At 69.6% G+C, this 14,905-nt stretch carries 13 protein-coding genes, 1 tRNA gene and 1 other RNA gene; 5 read left to right on the top strand and 10 right to left on the bottom strand.

All coding sequences use genetic code 11. From position 1 onward, the window contains the following. Positions 1–4: 4 nt before the first annotated feature. Genes ACWF7A_RS17750 through ACWF7A_RS17735 form a run of 4 tightly spaced genes read right to left on the bottom strand, consistent with a single transcriptional unit; the run spans position 5 to position 5,461 of the window. Positions 5–1,870 carry a hypothetical protein gene (locus ACWF7A_RS17750; protein ID WP_452251508.1) on the bottom strand — a complete coding sequence of 622 codons (1,866 nt, stop codon included), beginning with the start codon at positions 1,868–1,870 and terminating at the stop codon, positions 5–7. Next, the gene (locus ACWF7A_RS17745) at positions 1,867–4,728 is read right to left on the bottom strand and encodes an ATP-binding protein (RefSeq protein ID WP_452251507.1); all 2,862 of its coding nucleotides are present in this window, start codon (positions 4,726–4,728) and stop codon (positions 1,867–1,869) included. The genes ACWF7A_RS17750 and ACWF7A_RS17745 overlap by 4 nt, the downstream gene beginning before the upstream one ends. Continuing rightward, positions 4,703–5,179, bottom strand: coding sequence for a hypothetical protein (locus tag ACWF7A_RS17740; protein WP_355304751.1), 477 nt, complete (start codon positions 5,177–5,179; stop codon positions 4,703–4,705). The genes ACWF7A_RS17745 and ACWF7A_RS17740 overlap by 26 nt, the downstream gene beginning before the upstream one ends. Before the next feature lie 3 nt (positions 5,180–5,182). Beyond that, positions 5,183–5,461: a hypothetical protein gene (locus ACWF7A_RS17735; protein WP_166055575.1), complete on the bottom strand. Its 279-nt coding sequence runs from the start codon at positions 5,459–5,461 to the stop codon at positions 5,183–5,185. A gap of 415 nt (positions 5,462–5,876) precedes the next feature. Here ACWF7A_RS17735 and ACWF7A_RS17730 point away from each other — a divergent pair, with 415 nt between their 5' ends. Continuing rightward, complete coding sequence (locus ACWF7A_RS17730) at positions 5,877–6,140, top strand: ParB family protein (protein ID WP_452251506.1); 264 nt, start codon at positions 5,877–5,879, stop codon at positions 6,138–6,140. Between the two features lie 43 nt (positions 6,141–6,183). Here the strand turns inward: ACWF7A_RS17730 and ACWF7A_RS17725 are convergent, their stop codons facing one another. The 3 genes from ACWF7A_RS17725 to rnpB form a co-directional block, all read right to left on the bottom strand. Then, positions 6,184–7,770, bottom strand: a complete 1,587-nt coding sequence (locus ACWF7A_RS17725) for a DUF6345 domain-containing protein (protein ID WP_452251505.1) — start codon at positions 7,768–7,770, stop codon at positions 6,184–6,186. A 155-nt stretch (positions 7,771–7,925) separates the two neighbouring features. Further along, positions 7,926–9,050: a threonine synthase gene (locus ACWF7A_RS17720; protein WP_452251504.1), complete on the bottom strand. Its 1,125-nt coding sequence runs from the start codon at positions 9,048–9,050 to the stop codon at positions 7,926–7,928. Positions 9,051–9,067: 17 nt separating this feature from the next. Further along, an RNA gene (gene rnpB / locus ACWF7A_RS17715) (RNase P RNA component class A) lies at positions 9,068–9,460 on the bottom strand. A 174-nt stretch (positions 9,461–9,634) separates the two neighbouring features. On the opposite strand from rnpB, the gene ACWF7A_RS17710 reads away from it, so the two are divergent. After that, complete coding sequence (locus ACWF7A_RS17710) at positions 9,635–10,156, top strand: NAD(P)H-dependent oxidoreductase (protein WP_452251503.1); 522 nt, start codon at positions 9,635–9,637, stop codon at positions 10,154–10,156. Here ACWF7A_RS17710 and ACWF7A_RS17705 read toward each other — a convergent pair. Beyond that, entirely contained in the window at positions 10,149–11,237 is a 1,089-nt protein-coding gene (locus ACWF7A_RS17705) for a bifunctional RNase H/acid phosphatase (protein WP_452251550.1), read from the bottom strand. The genes ACWF7A_RS17710 and ACWF7A_RS17705 overlap by 8 nt on opposite strands. 65 nt (positions 11,238–11,302) lie before the next feature. Here ACWF7A_RS17705 and ACWF7A_RS17700 point away from each other — a divergent pair. The 3 genes from ACWF7A_RS17700 (at position 11,303) to ACWF7A_RS17690 (ending at position 13,044) form a co-directional block, all read left to right on the top strand. Next, a tRNA-Leu gene (locus ACWF7A_RS17700) sits at positions 11,303–11,385 on the top strand. A 180-nt stretch (positions 11,386–11,565) separates the two neighbouring features. Further along, the gene (locus ACWF7A_RS17695; protein WP_452251502.1) at positions 11,566–12,126 is read left to right on the top strand and encodes a hypothetical protein; all 561 of its coding nucleotides are present in this window, start codon (positions 11,566–11,568) and stop codon (positions 12,124–12,126) included. A 78-nt stretch (positions 12,127–12,204) separates the two neighbouring features. After that, positions 12,205–13,044 (top strand): phosphotransferase family protein, encoded by an 840-nt coding sequence (locus ACWF7A_RS17690; RefSeq protein ID WP_452251501.1) that lies wholly within the window; start codon positions 12,205–12,207, stop codon positions 13,042–13,044. On the opposite strand, the gene ACWF7A_RS17685 is transcribed toward ACWF7A_RS17690, so the two are convergent. Both ACWF7A_RS17685 and ACWF7A_RS17680 read right to left on the bottom strand, forming a co-directional pair. Then, on the bottom strand, positions 13,026–13,439 hold the full coding sequence (locus ACWF7A_RS17685) for a hypothetical protein (RefSeq protein WP_452251500.1): 414 nt from the start codon (positions 13,437–13,439) through the stop codon (positions 13,026–13,028). The two genes, ACWF7A_RS17690 and ACWF7A_RS17685, sit on opposite strands and share 19 nt — an antisense overlap. Before the next feature lie 63 nt (positions 13,440–13,502). After that, positions 13,503–14,888, bottom strand: coding sequence for a CHAP domain-containing protein (locus tag ACWF7A_RS17680; protein WP_452251499.1), 1,386 nt, complete (start codon positions 14,886–14,888; stop codon positions 13,503–13,505). Positions 14,889–14,905 lie beyond the last annotated feature (17 nt).

Genomic DNA, 14,905 nt, shown 5'->3' with positions numbered 1-14,905 from the left:
CCCTTCAGTTGTCCCTGACTTCGAAACCGCGCGAAGGCCGGTAGATCACGTGCACCGGACGTCCTGCCACCACTTCTGTCTCGGCCCTGCGGGGTTCCTGCGCCGGCAGGGAGGTGGGCGTCGACCGCGACGGCACGAGCACCGCGTCGTCCACCCGGTCCCACTGCCGGTCGGTGACCGTGGGGCTGTCCACCACACGCGACCGGGCGACGGGCAGTGCCGCCGGACCCGACCCTGCGGGCAGCGCGCCCGCCCGCACCGACGAGGAGTCGCCACCGCCGACGATCTGGCCCGGCTGGGAGTCGCGGTCGAGCCGCTGCGCCGTCGCCATGACCGGGTTCGAGGCCTCCGGGCGCACCCGGCCGCGGCCGCGCTGCGGCACCTCTTCGCCGTTCGGGTCGTTCTCCCGCACGGACTCCCAGAACTCGTCCTGCGGCGTCGGACCGGCCTGCTTCTTGCGGTTGACCATCTTCGACCACACGCCGCCGCTCATCGGCAGGACGTTGCTCGCCGAGCCGACGGACATCTCGACCATCTGCCACATGCGGCGCAACGGTTTGCCGATCACGAAGCACACGAGTGTCAGCATCAGGCCGAGCAACGTCCGCGTCAGCAACGAGAGCCCGGTCGCGTTGAAGATCGCCTGCAGCAGCAGCGCGTGGACACCCGCGAGGACCGCGAGCACCAGCACGTTGAAGATCGTCACGGCGGCCGCGCGGGCCACCTTGCGCAGCAGGTCGTGGTGCAGCAGCGCGACGAGGCCGATGAGCGGGCCCGCGAGCGTCAGGATGCGCAGCAGCAGCTGGGCCAGCAGCACCGCGGCCTTCGCGAAGAGCTGGAACAGCGAGAACGCGATGGACTGCAGCAGCGCCAGGAACCCGGCGCCGGTGCGACTGCCGTCGGCGCCGTCGAAGTAGCCCTTGGCGGTGCCGAGCTGGGCCTCCAGGGCCTTCCACTCGGCCTTCTTGGCGTCCAGGGCGGCCTGGTCGCCGTCCTTGCCCTCGGCGATCTCGGCCGTGGTCCACGCCTGCGTCTTGAGGATGCGCGGGCCGTACTCGGCGGCCTGCGGCGCCTCGGGCGTGCCGAACGCGCCTCTCAGCCAGCTCTGGTAGACGACGGCGTCGTGCAGTTTCGTCGGTAGTACGTGAAGTGTGCCTTGTTCTTCCGGTGCCTCGATGAACCCCGCCTGGATCTCCGAGGTCTTGGAGACCAGCGTGTTGTCGAGGAGGTTGTAGAACTGGGGCAGGGCCAGCGTGGACGTCGCCAGCCACATGGCCGCCAGCGCCCAGAGCCCGCGTTTGGAGATCGTGGCGAAGTCGCCGGTCCAGATCTGGCGGAACATCAGGATCGCGAGGAGCAGCGCCACCAGGCCGAACCAGCGCAGGTAGACGTTGTCGTAGACCTTCTGCACGCCGTTCTTCACGGCGTCGTCCAGCGGGACCAGCAGGCCGCGGCCCATCACCGTGTAGTGCAGCGCGTTCGTGGCGCCGACGATGTTCTTGCCGATGCTGAAGAGCTCGTTGCCGGCCCACGTGTCGAGCGTGGCGTTGGCGTCCGGCAGGACACCGCACTTGGCCTGGTACTGGTGCCAGACCATGCCCGCGTAGCCGTACTCGAGGTACGGCGAGCCGGGCAGGCCGTTGCCGACGGGCGGGTCGAGCGCGCCGACCATGCCGGCGCCCGGCCGTTCGGGGTTCGGGGCCTCGCCACAGCCCTGGGCGTGCGCCATCGGGGCACCGATGACGACCTGCAACGCCAGGATGGCGGCCACCATGGTGACCGCCTTCGTGCGTGCTGACGCGCGCAGCGCGAACCGCCGCCTTGCCCAGAGCAAGGCGGCGATCGCGAGCACGATCGTCAGCGCGGTCATGCGCCGCCGTCCCGGCGGCGGTTGGACCCGTCACCGTGGCCCACCAGGTGGGCCTCTTCCTCCGTCAGTCCCAGCTCCATGTCCGCCGCCAGTTCGTCGTCGATCTCGTCGGGCACGTAGGCGGGCGGCTGTGGCGCCGCGTCCTGGTCGTCCACCGGCACGAGCTCGCCCTTGCCGTTGTCGCGCTTGGCATCGGGGGTCGTGTCGAGGGCGTTGCGCAGGTGCTCCAGGTGCGGTCCGCTGAAGTCGATGCGGATCCGCTCCACGCCACCGGCGCCGTCGCCGAAGATGAACTGGCGGGGCGCACGGTCGCGTTCGGTCGCGTTGCGCTCGCCACCGGGGCGGCGGCCGAGCGACGCGACGACCTGCTCGTACCCGGCGCCGATCGGCACCTTGAGCAGCCGCAGCGCGTCCGCCTGCGCCGAGTCGTCGTCGAGACGGCCGACGAAGACCGAGTCGAGCAGCGTCACGAAGCCCTGGATCTTCAGGAAGTCGGCGGGGATCTGCGACGACAGCAGCACGCGGACGTTCCACTTTCGCGAGTCACGCGCGAAGCGGTTCATCAGCACGCGGCCGGTCGGGACCTCCGAGAGGAAGAACGCCTCGTCGATCCAGACGCCCTTGCGCTGGTCCTTCGGCTTCTCGTAGATCGAGCGCTGGGTGAGCCAGGCGGCGAGGTTCAGCATCTCGACGCCGAGCGACTCCGCGTCCGTCCAGTGCTCGCGGCCGACGCCGTCCTTCGGCAGGTTCAGGCCCGCCATCGTGAGGACGGTGAGGCGGTCGTCGCGCACCTCGTTGTACGGGTCGAGGTTCTCCTCGGGGATCAGCAACGACATGCGCTCGCGCATCTCGTCGAGGAAGTCCGCGACGACGACGGCGTGCTCGTGGTGCTCGGACGCGTCCCGGCGCAGCGCCTCGAAGACGAGACCGGGGTGGGCGTCGAAGCGGCCACCGACCGTGCGGACGGCACGCAGCAGCACGATGCGCGTCTGGGGCAGGCGGGCGACCTCGTACGGCAGCAGGCCGGTGAGCACGTCCAGCACGAGACGACGGCGGGTCGCTGCCGCCAGTGCCTTCTCGCGGCGCCAGGCGCGTTCCGGGTCGTCCTCGTCGAGGAAGTGCTCGATCATCGGCTCGGCGACCACCCGGTACGGGTTGAGGATGCCGGGCTGGGCGTTGAGCAGGTTGATCGGACGGGCGTACGGGCGCAGCTCCGGCAGTTCGCACAGCGCCGAGAGCGGGCCGGACGGGTCGAGCAGCGTCCAGTGGGCACCCGCGCGCAGGGTCTTGTAGACCATGCCGCCGCCGAGGAACGACTTGCCGGCACCCAGGCCCGCGACCATGGCCGTCAGGCCCGAGGCGTCCCGGAGCTCCTGCGCCATCCACGGGTCCCACGCGACCGGGCGGCGGGTGGCCGTGACGGTCTCGCCCAGGAGGATCCCCCGGCGGTCACCGACCTCGGCCGTCGCCGTGGGCACGGCGCTCGCGGCCCACAGCACGCTGCCGCGACGCAGGTACGCGCCGTTGGACAGCGGTTCGCCGGGGATGAACTCGCGGGCGATCGCGTACTGGGCCTCGGGGTGCTCGATCGCGACCTTCGGCTTGTACAGCTCCAGCAGCGACTGAGCGAGCCTGAGCGCCTCGCGCTCAGTCGGGCCGCTGACCGCGAGCCGCCACCAGCTGCGCACCCGGGTGCCGAGCGCGGTGAAGCCCGACGTCATCTCGTCGTCGATCTCCAGCACGCGGCCTGCCTGGCGGGCGAGCGACTGCGGCGGTTCGAGCTCGTGCTCGTCGGTGTAGTGGCGGACCTGCGAGCGGACCTTGCTCATCTGCCGCGACAGCTCGCCCGAGACCTCTTCGGGCTTGCGCACGTAGATGCGGGCGGACCACTCGACGCTCGCCGGGAGCCGGTCCGCGCGCTGCACCCACGGGTCGTCGACCTCGGGGATCTGCAGGCCGTGCATGAGCCCGACCGTGAGCACGGCGACGTGCCGCTTGATGCCCGCGTTCGAGCCGGTGCGGCCGCGCACGGTGACCGTCGGCGAGTAGGGCTCCTGGTGGAAGTCCGCGGCGTCGGTGAAGCTCGCCAGGTCCTCCGGCTCCCACGCGGCACCGGGCACGGCGGGCATGTTGCGCGGCGCGGGCAGGCCCAGCGAGCACGACCGGTGCATCAGCCAGGACATCTCCTCGGCCGTCGCGGGACGGCCTTCGAGACCCGCGGAGCCGATCACCTGGTCGAGGTGCTCGACCTCGGAGTCCAGTGCCACGAGCTCGGCGTCGACGGCGTCCGGGAAGACCTTGCGCAGCACGGGGGCCGCGCGTTCGACGGCGCGGTCCATCATGTTGCGGGTCTGCACCTGAACGCCCAGGTAGACCTCTTTCTCCGCCATCGAGCGGCCCATGAGCTGCTGCTGCTCGCCGACCATGTAGTCGTCGAACGACAGCGTGCCGGGGGTGTCCGGCAGGCGCTTGACGGCGTTGTGCACGTGCGCCTCGGCCCACATGCGGATCGGGTACGGCCGCGTGGTCACCCGCAGGTGCATCCAGCGCCCCTGCAGCTCGGCGTACTGACCGGCGATGGCGGCGATCAGGTCCTGGCGCTGCGAGTCGCTGCGGAACGACCAGCGCTGCGGCGCGAGCCGGTACCAGGCGTAGACCTCCTGGCCGGTGCGCAGCAGGTGACCGTCGATGCTGCGGGCCGCGATCGACGGCGTGTAGCTCGGCACGGCCTGCTCACCGGGCAGGCGGCGGCCTCGTTTCGAGTACGCGGCCCTGTCGCGGTCGCGGGGGTCGGCAGCGGCGTGCTGGGCGATGTGCTGGGCGGAGCGACGGTCACGGTCTCGCCGGCTTCCGAACACCGCGAACCTCCTTCTTACGGCTGTCTGGCGTCCGGCGGGGCTGGGCCTGCTGTCTCGCCCGGAGTTGTTGTTTCTTGCTCAACTTGGGACGAGGCCGCTGCGAGCTGACCCGGATCCGGGCGGCGCTGGCCGCTCCACCGGTGCTTGCCGTGCGCTCTCGAGGTGCGGTGAGCTCGCGGACCCACATCGTGCCGACGGCCGTCAGTGGCCGTTCATGGCTGATCCGCTGGGTGATGAAGCGCGTGAGGATGATCGTCGCGACGAGGGCCCACGCGGTCGAGAAGAACCCGAACCCGATGCCCATCTGCCGCTCGATGGTGAGTACGACGAGGAAAACGACGATCCCGACGCCCCACGCGACGTATCGCGCGCGCCAGGGGAAAGTCGCTTTGGGCGGACCGAGCCAGACGGCGTCGACCCGGTAGACCTCGTCGTCGGTGCGGACCCGCACGGATCAGCCTCCGACGAACAAGCCGGCGAGCCACTTGCCGATGTTCGACCCCGCGTCTGTCGTGACCGCGAGGCCGATGATGGCCAATGCGACGATCACGCCACCGAGGCGGCGCATGACACCGGCGTTGTCACCCTTGCCGCCGCCGAGCCAGAGCAGCAGGAGGGCGACGGTCAGCAGCAGCAGAGGAACGATGTTGCCCAGGATCCAGTCACGGACGTTGCTTGTGCCCGGCACCGTCGGCTGCTGCTGAGCGAGTGTCACCAGGTCCATGGCGGTCATTTCTTACTCCAGAGTGCGCTGGGGCTTGCGCTACGAGTAGAACACGAGTTCTTCACGAGGTGTGGGGCACTTGTGGCGGGCTGTAGATCATCTGGCCGTTCCCCCTGGGAGGAATTACGTCTAATCTGGCCGACACATCATCACTGAGGAGAGGTCAGTGGGGAACACCCGGATCGAGATTCTCTCTGTCACCGGCAAGGTTCACCCGACTGCGAACGCCCTGGTCACCCACAGTGCGTGCGTTTCAAACACGCGCACGTGTACACCCATGTGAACGCCCTGATCGGCCGGTTCGACGCCCCGACGAGGGCGCGCGCCGGAGCCACGACTCCGAGGAGATTCGTTCATGCTCGAACCTGACCTCGTGCCGGACGGAAGTGTGGACGGAATCACAGCCTCCCCTAGTGCTCCAGGCGTGGACGAGCCTACCGGGCAGAGCACGCAATCCCGGCGCCGGGTCCAAAGGACGATCAACTTCGACCGGTCCGTGCTGGAGCGGGCGCGTGCGGCGGCCACCTACCTCGCCTCCTACGAGCCGCAGGCCGGGGTGCGGTCGCTCGCGGACATCGTGAACCCGGCGGTGCTGGCCTACGTGACCGAGCTGGAGGAGCTGTACAACAACGGGGAGCCGTTCCGGCCGGTGCTGCGGATGCCGTCGGGGAGACCCGCGAACAGGTGAAGCCCGGTGACCACGAGGTCACCGGGCTTCTTCGACGGTGCGGCTAGCTGGTGCCGGTGATCCGCCAGAACCACCCGGTCGAGGCGTAGTCCGGTCCGACGGAGCCCTTGCCCCAGAAGTAGTCGTTGTAGTTGCCCAGCCCACCGGTGGCGGGCAGGTAGACGCCCATCGTGGCCCAGCGCACGGACGCCGGCTGGGTGTCGATGCTGGCCTGCGCCCACGCGTCGCGGACCTTCATCGGGTTGTTCCACCACAGGAACGGCGAGCGCCACATGTAGTGCCCGAACTTGCCGCCGTGGTTGGCCGAGTTGTAGCTGACCGTGGTGAAGCTGTTGATCTGGTGCAGGCCGCGGAACGCCTGGCCCCAGCGCTGCGCCCAGTTCTGGCCGCCGGTCGAGTCCTCCAGGATCTGGCAGGTGAAGAGGCTCATCCACTCGACGTCGTTGTTGCCCCAGCGCGCCTCGGTGTTGGCGAGCTTGGTGTCGTTGTGGTTGGAGCAGCCGCTGAAGTAGAAGCCGGTGCCGCTGCCGTGGCCCTGCCAGTAGGTGAGGTCGACGTCGTCGGCCCAGTAGGTGTCCTGGCCGCCCGCGAGGGCCGGGTCCTTGAAGTCGCTCTCCCACGCGTTCTGGTCGAGCCAGCTGAACGAGCGGGAGATGCCGTGGCTGCTCGCCTCGGTGTTGAACGTGCCGATGTTCGCGACGGTGTTGGGCAGGCCCGAGCACACGCCCGTGCCCTCACTGCCGACCTGCGTGCCGGCGGCCTGCGCCTTGAACTGCGCGTCGGGACGGGGTTCCTGGCCGGGGCCCGGCTGCGGCAGCTCGGCGCCGACCGCGGCGGGCAGGGTGATGGCCTGGGGCGCGCCCCCGTCGTCGTTGCGGCCGGAGCAGCGGAACGACGGCTCGATCTTGTCGACCTTCTCGTCCAGCGACGGCGCCGCGTAGACGTAGCTCGCCTCCGCCTTGACGCTCGCGCCCAGGTACTTCTGGCACAGCTTGGTGCCGTACGCGAGGTCGTTGACCTTGACCGTGCCGGCCTTGTCGTAGGTGCGGGCGGCGTGGCTGACCGCCGTCACGCCCTGCGCGTCGAACGAGACGCGGATGTTCGCGCCCTCGCCCTCCAGCGGGATGCCGTCGAGCTGGAAGGTGTACGACACGCTCGTGTCGAGGTTGGCCGTGAGTGCGTTGCGGCCGTTGGGGTCCGCGAGCTCGAACGTCGTGTACTGCGCGGTGGGCGAGGCGTTGCCGGGGAGCACTCCGGCGGCTCGGAGTCCTTCCTGCGCGCGCTTCGCGGCCTCTTCGGCGGGAATGGTCCTGATGCGCTTGAGAGCCTCGGTGTCGAGCGCGGTCTGCGTGGTGGCGTTGCCGTCCTCGTCCTCCTTGCCCTGTCCTTTGTCGACGGTCGGCAGGTACTGGTAGCGCTGCTCGTCCGCGAAGGACACCGCGCCGGACTCCGATCTCAGGACGTCCTTGAGGCCGAACGCCCGTTGCAGCTTCTGGGCCTGCTCCTGGTCGAGACCGGAGCTCTTCACCCCGTAGACGGGTAACTCCGCGACGTCGGCGGTCGCGACCCCGACGGCTCCAGCGGTGACGAGGCTGGACAGGGCCAGCACCACCGTCAGCTTGCGTTGCATGTCTCTTCCCTCCCTTGGAGACGGCCGGCTGCAGGGGCCGACCGTCTGACAGGAGGATCGGGTGCTGTTCGCCGTGATACCGACGGTGGCCACTCTCGCCCGGCGCACCACCCGAACGGCCGAAATTCTGTAACACCCTTGGGGCAGTGGAGGATCTAGAGGCGGACAGCTGGGTACTTGATGCCCGCACCGGTGTTCAGCACGACCGCTTCGTCCTCCGCGGCGAGCCAGCCGTTGCGCCGCAACTCCCGCACCGCGCTGATCGTCGCGGCGCCCTCCGGGCACAGGAACACGCCTTCGAGACGGGCGGTCTCCGCGCGGTCGGCCGCGATCTGCTCGTCGGTCACCGCCACCGCCGTGCCATTCGTCTCCCTGATGGCTCGCAGGATGATGAAGTCCCCCAACGGTTTCGGCACGTTGATGCCGAACGCGTCGGTGTACGCGCCGTCCCAGGCGCGCGACTCGGCCGCGCCCTCCTCGAACGCCCGCACGATCGGCGCGCAGCCGGTGGACTGCACGGCGACCAGACGCGGCAGCCTCCCGGTGATCCAGCCGAGCTCCAGCATCTCCTCGAGTGCCTTGTGGATGCCGATCAGCCCGACCCCGCCGCCGGTCGGATAGATGATCACGTCGGGGACCCGCCAGCCGAGCTGCTCGACGATCTCGTAGCCCATCGTCTTCTTGCCCTCGATGCGGTACGGCTCGCGCAGCGTCGAGGCGTCGAACAGGTCGACGTCGACGATGGCCTTGCCGGCGTCGGCGATGGTGCCCGGCACGATCCGCAGCTCGGCGCCGCTCGCCTCGACCTCCTCGCGGGTGATCAGCGGGGCGTCCTCGGGCATGGCGATGACGCTGCGCAGGCCGGCGCGCGCCGCGTACAGGGCCCAGGCCGCGCCCGCGTTGCCGTTGGTCGGCATCTTGACGCCCTCGATGCCCAGCTCCCTGGCCCGCGCGACGCCGACGGCGGCACCCCGCGCCTTGAACGAGCCGGTCGGGATGAGCGACTCGTCCTTCATGAGCACCTTCGCGTCCAGCGCCCGGCTCAGCGCGGGCAACGGCACGAGCGGCGTCATGCCCTCGCCGAGGCTGAACGCCGGGTCGGGGTCGCGGACGGGGAGGACGTCGCGGTAGCGCCACAGCGAGTTCTCGGCCGTCGGCCTGCGGACCTTCGTCAGGTCGTAGCGGGCCAGCAACGGCGACGCGCACTCGTGGCAGAGGTTCTGGACGGCGTCGGCGTCGTGTTCGCGGCCGCAACGGGCACATTCCAGGTGCGAGAGCATGGCGTCATGCATACAGGCGGATGAGCCGGCATGTAAGCCGGATCCTGTTCGTGGGACCGAGGTCCCAGTCGGCGGCCATCCATCTGGGCCTGCCGTTGCCGGCAGGCTCTAGCGGCCTACCCGCGAGCATCGGGCGGGCAGCCCTCGAACGCTCACGCAGGCACCTTCTCTTGCGATCCGGTGCCCTCTTGGCCTTGCTCCGGGTGGGGTTTACCTAGCCGCCCCAGTCACCTGGGGCGCTGGTGGTCTCTTACACCACCGTTTCACCCTTACCGCGGCTTGCGCCGAGGCGGTCTGATTTCTGTGGCACTGTCCCGAGGGTCGCCCCTGGTTGCCGTTAACAACCACCCTGCCCTGTGGAGTCCGGACTTTCCTCGACAGTCTCCTGCCGCGGCCGCCCTGCCGACTCATCCGCGTCCCGAGGATATCCCAGCGTCTGGACGTGGTTGTCCACCGGTCCGGACGTTGGTTGACTCCAGCCATGACACGACGTCGCCACGTCGATTACGGCCGCGTGGCAGCAAGCCTGTGTTGCCACCTCTGAGTGCGTTCTTCGTAGCCGCGACCTCAGGGAGTGCCTTGTCATGTCCGATCTGCTGATCATCTCCGGCGCGCCGTCCCACTCCGCGCCGACCGGTGTCGTCGTGTCGTTCGTCGAGGAACAGCTGCGGGCCGCCGGGCACCGCGTGTCGTTGCTCGACGTGCGGGCGCTGCCGACGTTGTCGCTGCTCACCGAGGACCTGCGCGACCCGGAGATCTCCGAGGCCGTGAGCGGTGTGCTGGCGGCGGACGGCGTGGTCGTCGCCTCGCCGGTCTACCGCGCCGCCTACAGCGGCCTGGTGAAGGCGTTGCTCGACCTGCTGCCGAAGAAGGCGCTGCGCGGACGAGCCGTGCTCCCCCTCGCGACGGGCGGCAGCCAGGGCTTCCTCGTGGCGATGGACTACGCGCTGCACCCGTTGCTCGCCGCCAAGGGCGCCGACCAGGTCGTGCGCGGCGAGTTCGTGCTGGACCAGAACGTCGGGACACCCGCGGCCGCCGCCGCACTGGCAGCGGCGACCGACCGGTTCACCACGGCGCTGACCCCGCGCCTGCGCAAGGTCAGCTGAGGTGTGAGGTGTCGTTGACGAGCTTCACCGACGCGTGCCCGTCGGGGTAGAACTCGGCGATCGAGATGCCCGTGAGGTCGAGGTGCATCCGGAACAGGAACTGAGGCCCGACGTCCAGCGCCTGCCGGAGCATCGTCTTGATCGGCGTGACGTGGCTGACCAGCACCAGCGTCTTGCCGCCGTACCTGGAGATGATGTCGGTGCGCGCCTTGCGAACCCGAGCGTGCACCTCGTCGAAGCTCTCGCCGTTCGGCGGCTTCACCGACGTGTCGCCCAGCCACCGCCGGTGCACCTCGGGGTCCTGCTCGCTCGCCTCGGCGAACGTCAGCCCCTCCCACGTGCCGAAGTCGGTCTCGATGAGCCCCTGGTGCGTGACGACCTCGAGCCCGAGCTTGTCCGCGAGCTTCCCGGCCGTCTGCTGAGCGCGTTGCAGCGGTGACGAGATGACGCCCGCGATGCCGTCCACCCCGGACAGTCGTGCCGCGGCCTTCTCGGCCTGCTCCAGTCCGAGCTCCGTCAGCGGGTGATCGCCCCGGCCCGAGTAGCGCCGGTCGACCGACAGCCGCGTCTGCCCGTGCCGCAGCAGGATGATCCGCGTGGGCTCCCCCATCGCGCCACTCCAGTGCGGCTGTTTGGCCCCCTCGGCCTTCTGCGGCTGCTCGGGCTTCTCCGGCTTCGCGCGTTCGGCCTGGTCGTCCATGGCCTCGTTGGCCAGCCGGTCGGCCTGCTTGTTGCGCTCGCGCGGGATCCACTCGTACGAGACCCTGCCGAGATCACGCGCGACCTCCTGCGCCTCCCGCGCGAGCGGCTGCATGGAGGGGTGCTTGATCTTCCAGCGCCCGGACATCTGCTCGACGACGAGCTTCGAGTCCATCCGCACGTCGACGGTCTCGGCCCCGAGCTCCCGAGCGGCCCGCAGCCCCGCGATCAGCCCCTGGTACTCGGCCACGTTGTTGGTGGCGACGCCGATGAAACCCTTGCGCTCGGCCAGCGTCTCGCCGGTGAGCTTGTCGCGCACGACCGCGCCGTACCCGGCCGGACCGGGGTTGCCCCGGGAGCCGCCATCAGCCTCGACGATCACCTTCACGGGCCGATCGTAGCCCCGCGTTCAGGGGCCTCCGGACGGCCTGTATTCTGTTCACATCAGTCTGGGTGGCGGAATGGCAGACGCGCTAGCTTGAGGTGCTAGTGCCCGAAAGGGCGTGGGGGTTCAAGTCCCCCCTCGGACACTGATACCGCGAAGAGGTCGTCCTACGGGACGGCCTCTTCTGCTGTGTCGTACCGCGGCTCGATCCCGGATTCCCCTGGCCACGTCCGCCGAGTTCAGTCTCCGTCCAATCTGAGTCCAGTCCTCCGCGTGAGCTTGGTTTCGCACCACCAGCGACAACCAAAGGGGTGTTCCAGTGTCAATGCGCTTCACACACCTGTTCACAGCGGCTGTGGCGTTCATGGCCGTGGTCGTGGTCTCGGCTCCGGCGGCGTCGGCGTCGTCCTCCAAGCCGGGCCTGGGCACGACCTCGTCGTACGGCGCGTCGGACGTCTCGACCAACGCGTGGCCGATCAGTCCTCCCAGCGTGTTCCCCCCTGGCACGCCCTGCTACCGGGAGGAGGTCGTGGAACCCGTCTACGAGACCAGCCAGGGCACGTTGATGTACGAGTTCTACTTCGGGGCGAACGTGTGCATCTTCAGCGACCGCATCCACGTCTACGATCCCGAGTCGCAGGTGCTGTATCCGGGCGGCCAGCCGGATGTGCGACTGGCCTCGGTGACGTTCACGGTCACCAACAGGATCCAGCCGATGGACAACCCGGCCGCCCCGAACGACGTGTACACCTACTCGGTCCTCGACGTGATCTTCTGCCCCGATCTGCCGCGGCCCAGCGCGTGCCAGCGGTACGACCACCAGCTGGGCCTCGAGTTCACTCGCGGCTGGGTCTATCCGATCGGCCGGTTCGTCCGGATCTCCTGACCTGCGCGAGAACGGGACGGGTGCCTGCGCCCGTCCCGTTCGTCCCACCCCGAAACCGAGTGATTGCGAGTGCCGGACATGCCCGAGGCCGTCCCGGACCTGCGGGAGATCGCGTCCGCCCTGCTGCCCGGTGTGCGCCTGGACGACTCGTTCGTCGCACCCGACGGCAACACCCACCACGTGCTGCTGGTCCCCGGTGTCGCCGCCGTCCGGGTCAGCAAGAGGCCGCTGGGTGCTGCTTCGATGCCCCGGCGGATCGAGGTGTTGCGCCGGCTTTCCGGTGCGGGGCTGCCGTTCCTGGTGCCGGAGCCGCTCACTCCCGTGACGACGTTCGGCGAGCAGAACGCTGTCGCGGTGTCGTGGATCGACGGCGTCGCGCTGCCGGAAGGCGCCGGCGATCCGGCTCAGATCGCCGAGGTGCTCGAGGCCGTGCGCTCGGTGCCGTTGGGCGCCTCGCTGATGGAGGTGCTGGACGGGCGGGCGCAGGGGCCGTCGTGGTCCGAGGTCGTGGCCGGGGAGATCCTTCCCCGGTTGCCCGCCCGCTGGCGGGGCGAGGGGCGACGGCGGCTGGACGCCGTGCTGGCCCTGGAGTCCGTGCCCGACGCGTTGGTGCACGGGGATCTCAGCGGGTCCAACGTGCACTGGTCGGCGAGCGGGAAGCTGCTCGGGATCCTCGACTGGGACAACGCCATGCCGGGAGATCCCGCCATCGACGCCGCGCTGATGGCCTGGCACGGCTGGGAGAACGTGCGCCGGGCCGTGCCGGGCGAGGTGTATCGGCGGGCGCGGACGTGGGACGCGTTGTTCGGCGTCGAGCACCTGGTGGCGACCATGAACGGGCGGCCCATGACCAGTCCGGACGGGTTCGTGTCGGCGATCGTGCCGTGGCTCGAAGCGGATCAGTCGCAGCGGCGGTAGGGGCGGTAGCCGGACGCGTTGTGGGGGTACGGGTAGCTGACGATCCGGTGGACCGTGCCGTGGCCGCTGCACTGTTCGTGCGCCCAGTAGCGCGTGTGGGCGGCGTCGGCCCAGCCCCCGAACACGGTCACGTGCCGCGTGGTGCGGTCGCCGGTCAGGTCGATCAGCAGGTCTCCCGGGCGGAGGTCGTCCTTGGTGATCGGGGTGCTGATGCCCGCGAGGTCGACGGTGTTGAGGCCACCGCGGGGGTCGTGCGGCCTGCCGGGCAGGCCCCAGGCCATGGAGGCGAACCCGGAGCAGTCGGTGCGGTAGGTCCCGTGCTCGTTGGTGTGGAAGTCGTGCTGCGAGTACGGGACGCCGGTCCAGCTGGCGGCGCGGCGGAGGACGTCGTTCATGGATCCCACTCGGAAAGCGGCTGAGGGGCCACGCCCCCAGGCGTGGCCCCTCAGCGGAACGGATCAGTAGTTGGTGAGCGTGAAGTCGCTGACGGCGCTGGTCTGCTCGACCCAGCTGCTGTACGGGCCGCCGTCCTTCACGGTCAGCGAGCTGTCGGTGCGCAGCACGCCGATGCGGGCGGTCTTGGCGTCGACCTCGATGGCGGCGGCGCCGCCCAGCTGGTCGATCCACGCCGAGTACAGGTTGCCGACCTTGACCGTGGCGAGGCCGCTGTCCAGCACGACACCCAGGTAGTCACCGGACAGGTCGACGTCCTTGACGCCACCGGCCTGCTCGACCCAGCCGGCGTACAGGCCGCCCTCCTTGACGGTCAGGGTGCCGTCGGTGCGGATCACGGCGATGCGGCCGTTGCTCGCGTTCAGTTCCAGGTTCGCCGCGTTGTTCAGCTGTGCGGTCCACGACGCCCAGAGGTTGTCCTCCTTGACGAACGCCTGGCCGTCGTTGGTGACGACGCCGATGTAGGTGCCGGAGAGCTCGACCTCCTTGACGTTGCTCGCCTGCTCGACCCAGGTGCCCTGCAGACCGCCCTCCTTGACGGCGACGGTGCCGTCGGTGCGCAGGACGGCGACGCGGCCCTTCTCCGACTCCAGTGCGAAGTCCTTGACGCCGCCTGCCATGTGCAGCCAGCCCTGCCAGAGGTTGCCCTGCTTGACGTACAGGTCACCGCCGGTGGTCAGCACGCCCACCATGTCACCGTGCGCCTCGGACTTCGCGATGCCGCCGCCGTGCACCTCGACCCACGGTGCGTAGAGGTTGCCTTCCTTGACGTTCACCGAGCTGTTGGCGAACTGGACGCCGAGGCGGGCGGTGGTCGGCTTCACGTCGTTGACGCCGACCGGGCTGACGAACGCGGAGATCCGCTGGCCGGCGATGGTCTGGCCGACCCGGCCGCCACCGGTGGCGTACTGGACCGACGAGCTCATCGGGCCGCTGCCACCGAAGTTGCCGTTGATCGTGCGGATCGTGCCGTTGGAGTTGACCGCGTCGACGAGCGAGACGTGGTCGGCCCAGGCGTTGCCCTGGTAGTTGAGCACCACCGCGTCCCCGACCTGCGGGACGTAGTTCGGGTCGGTGTGCAGCGTGCCGTTGCGTTCGCCGTAGGTGTAGAACGTTCCGGCGGACGGGGTGAGCTTGTCGACGTTGAGGTTGCGGTTGCCCCAGACCCATCTCGCGAAGTCCGAGCACCAGGCATGTCGTGCCGCGCAGCTGCCCATGAAGCCCTGACCGCCGAGGCTGTTGGTGTCACAGGTCTTCTTGCTGAGGTTCGCGGCCGCGAGGTCGCGGATGTCGGTGCGGGTGTCCGCGCTCGCCGGGATCAGGCCGAGGGCGAGGAACGAGGCGGCGATGACGGCGGTGGCGGTGCGCTTGGCGGTGGACTTGATGGACATCGTTGTGCTCCTTCAGG

The organism is Lentzea sp. NPDC055074, from assembly GCF_053608005.1.
This window is presented reverse-complemented; position numbering and strand designations above follow the sequence as displayed.

Coding starts and splice junctions, on each gene's coding strand:
- ACWF7A_RS17750 (WP_452251508.1), bottom strand. CDS start 1,870: ATGACCGCGCTGACGATCGTGCTCGCGATCGCCGCCTTGCTCTGGGCA.
- ACWF7A_RS17735 (WP_166055575.1), bottom strand. CDS start 5,461: ATGACCGCCATGGACCTGGTGACACTCGCTCAGCAGCAGCCGACGGTG.
- ACWF7A_RS17725 (WP_452251505.1), bottom strand. CDS start 7,770: ATGCAACGCAAGCTGACGGTGGTGCTGGCCCTGTCCAGCCTCGTCACC.
- ACWF7A_RS17720 (WP_452251504.1), bottom strand. CDS start 9,050: ATGCTCTCGCACCTGGAATGTGCCCGTTGCGGCCGCGAACACGACGCC.
- ACWF7A_RS17710 (WP_452251503.1), top strand. CDS start 9,635: ATGTCCGATCTGCTGATCATCTCCGGCGCGCCGTCCCACTCCGCGCCG.
- ACWF7A_RS17695 (WP_452251502.1), top strand. CDS start 11,566: ATGCGCTTCACACACCTGTTCACAGCGGCTGTGGCGTTCATGGCCGTG.
- ACWF7A_RS17690 (WP_452251501.1), top strand. CDS start 12,205: ATGCCCGAGGCCGTCCCGGACCTGCGGGAGATCGCGTCCGCCCTGCTG.
- ACWF7A_RS17685 (WP_452251500.1), bottom strand. CDS start 13,439: ATGAACGACGTCCTCCGCCGCGCCGCCAGCTGGACCGGCGTCCCGTAC.
- ACWF7A_RS17680 (WP_452251499.1), bottom strand. CDS start 14,888: ATGTCCATCAAGTCCACCGCCAAGCGCACCGCCACCGCCGTCATCGCC.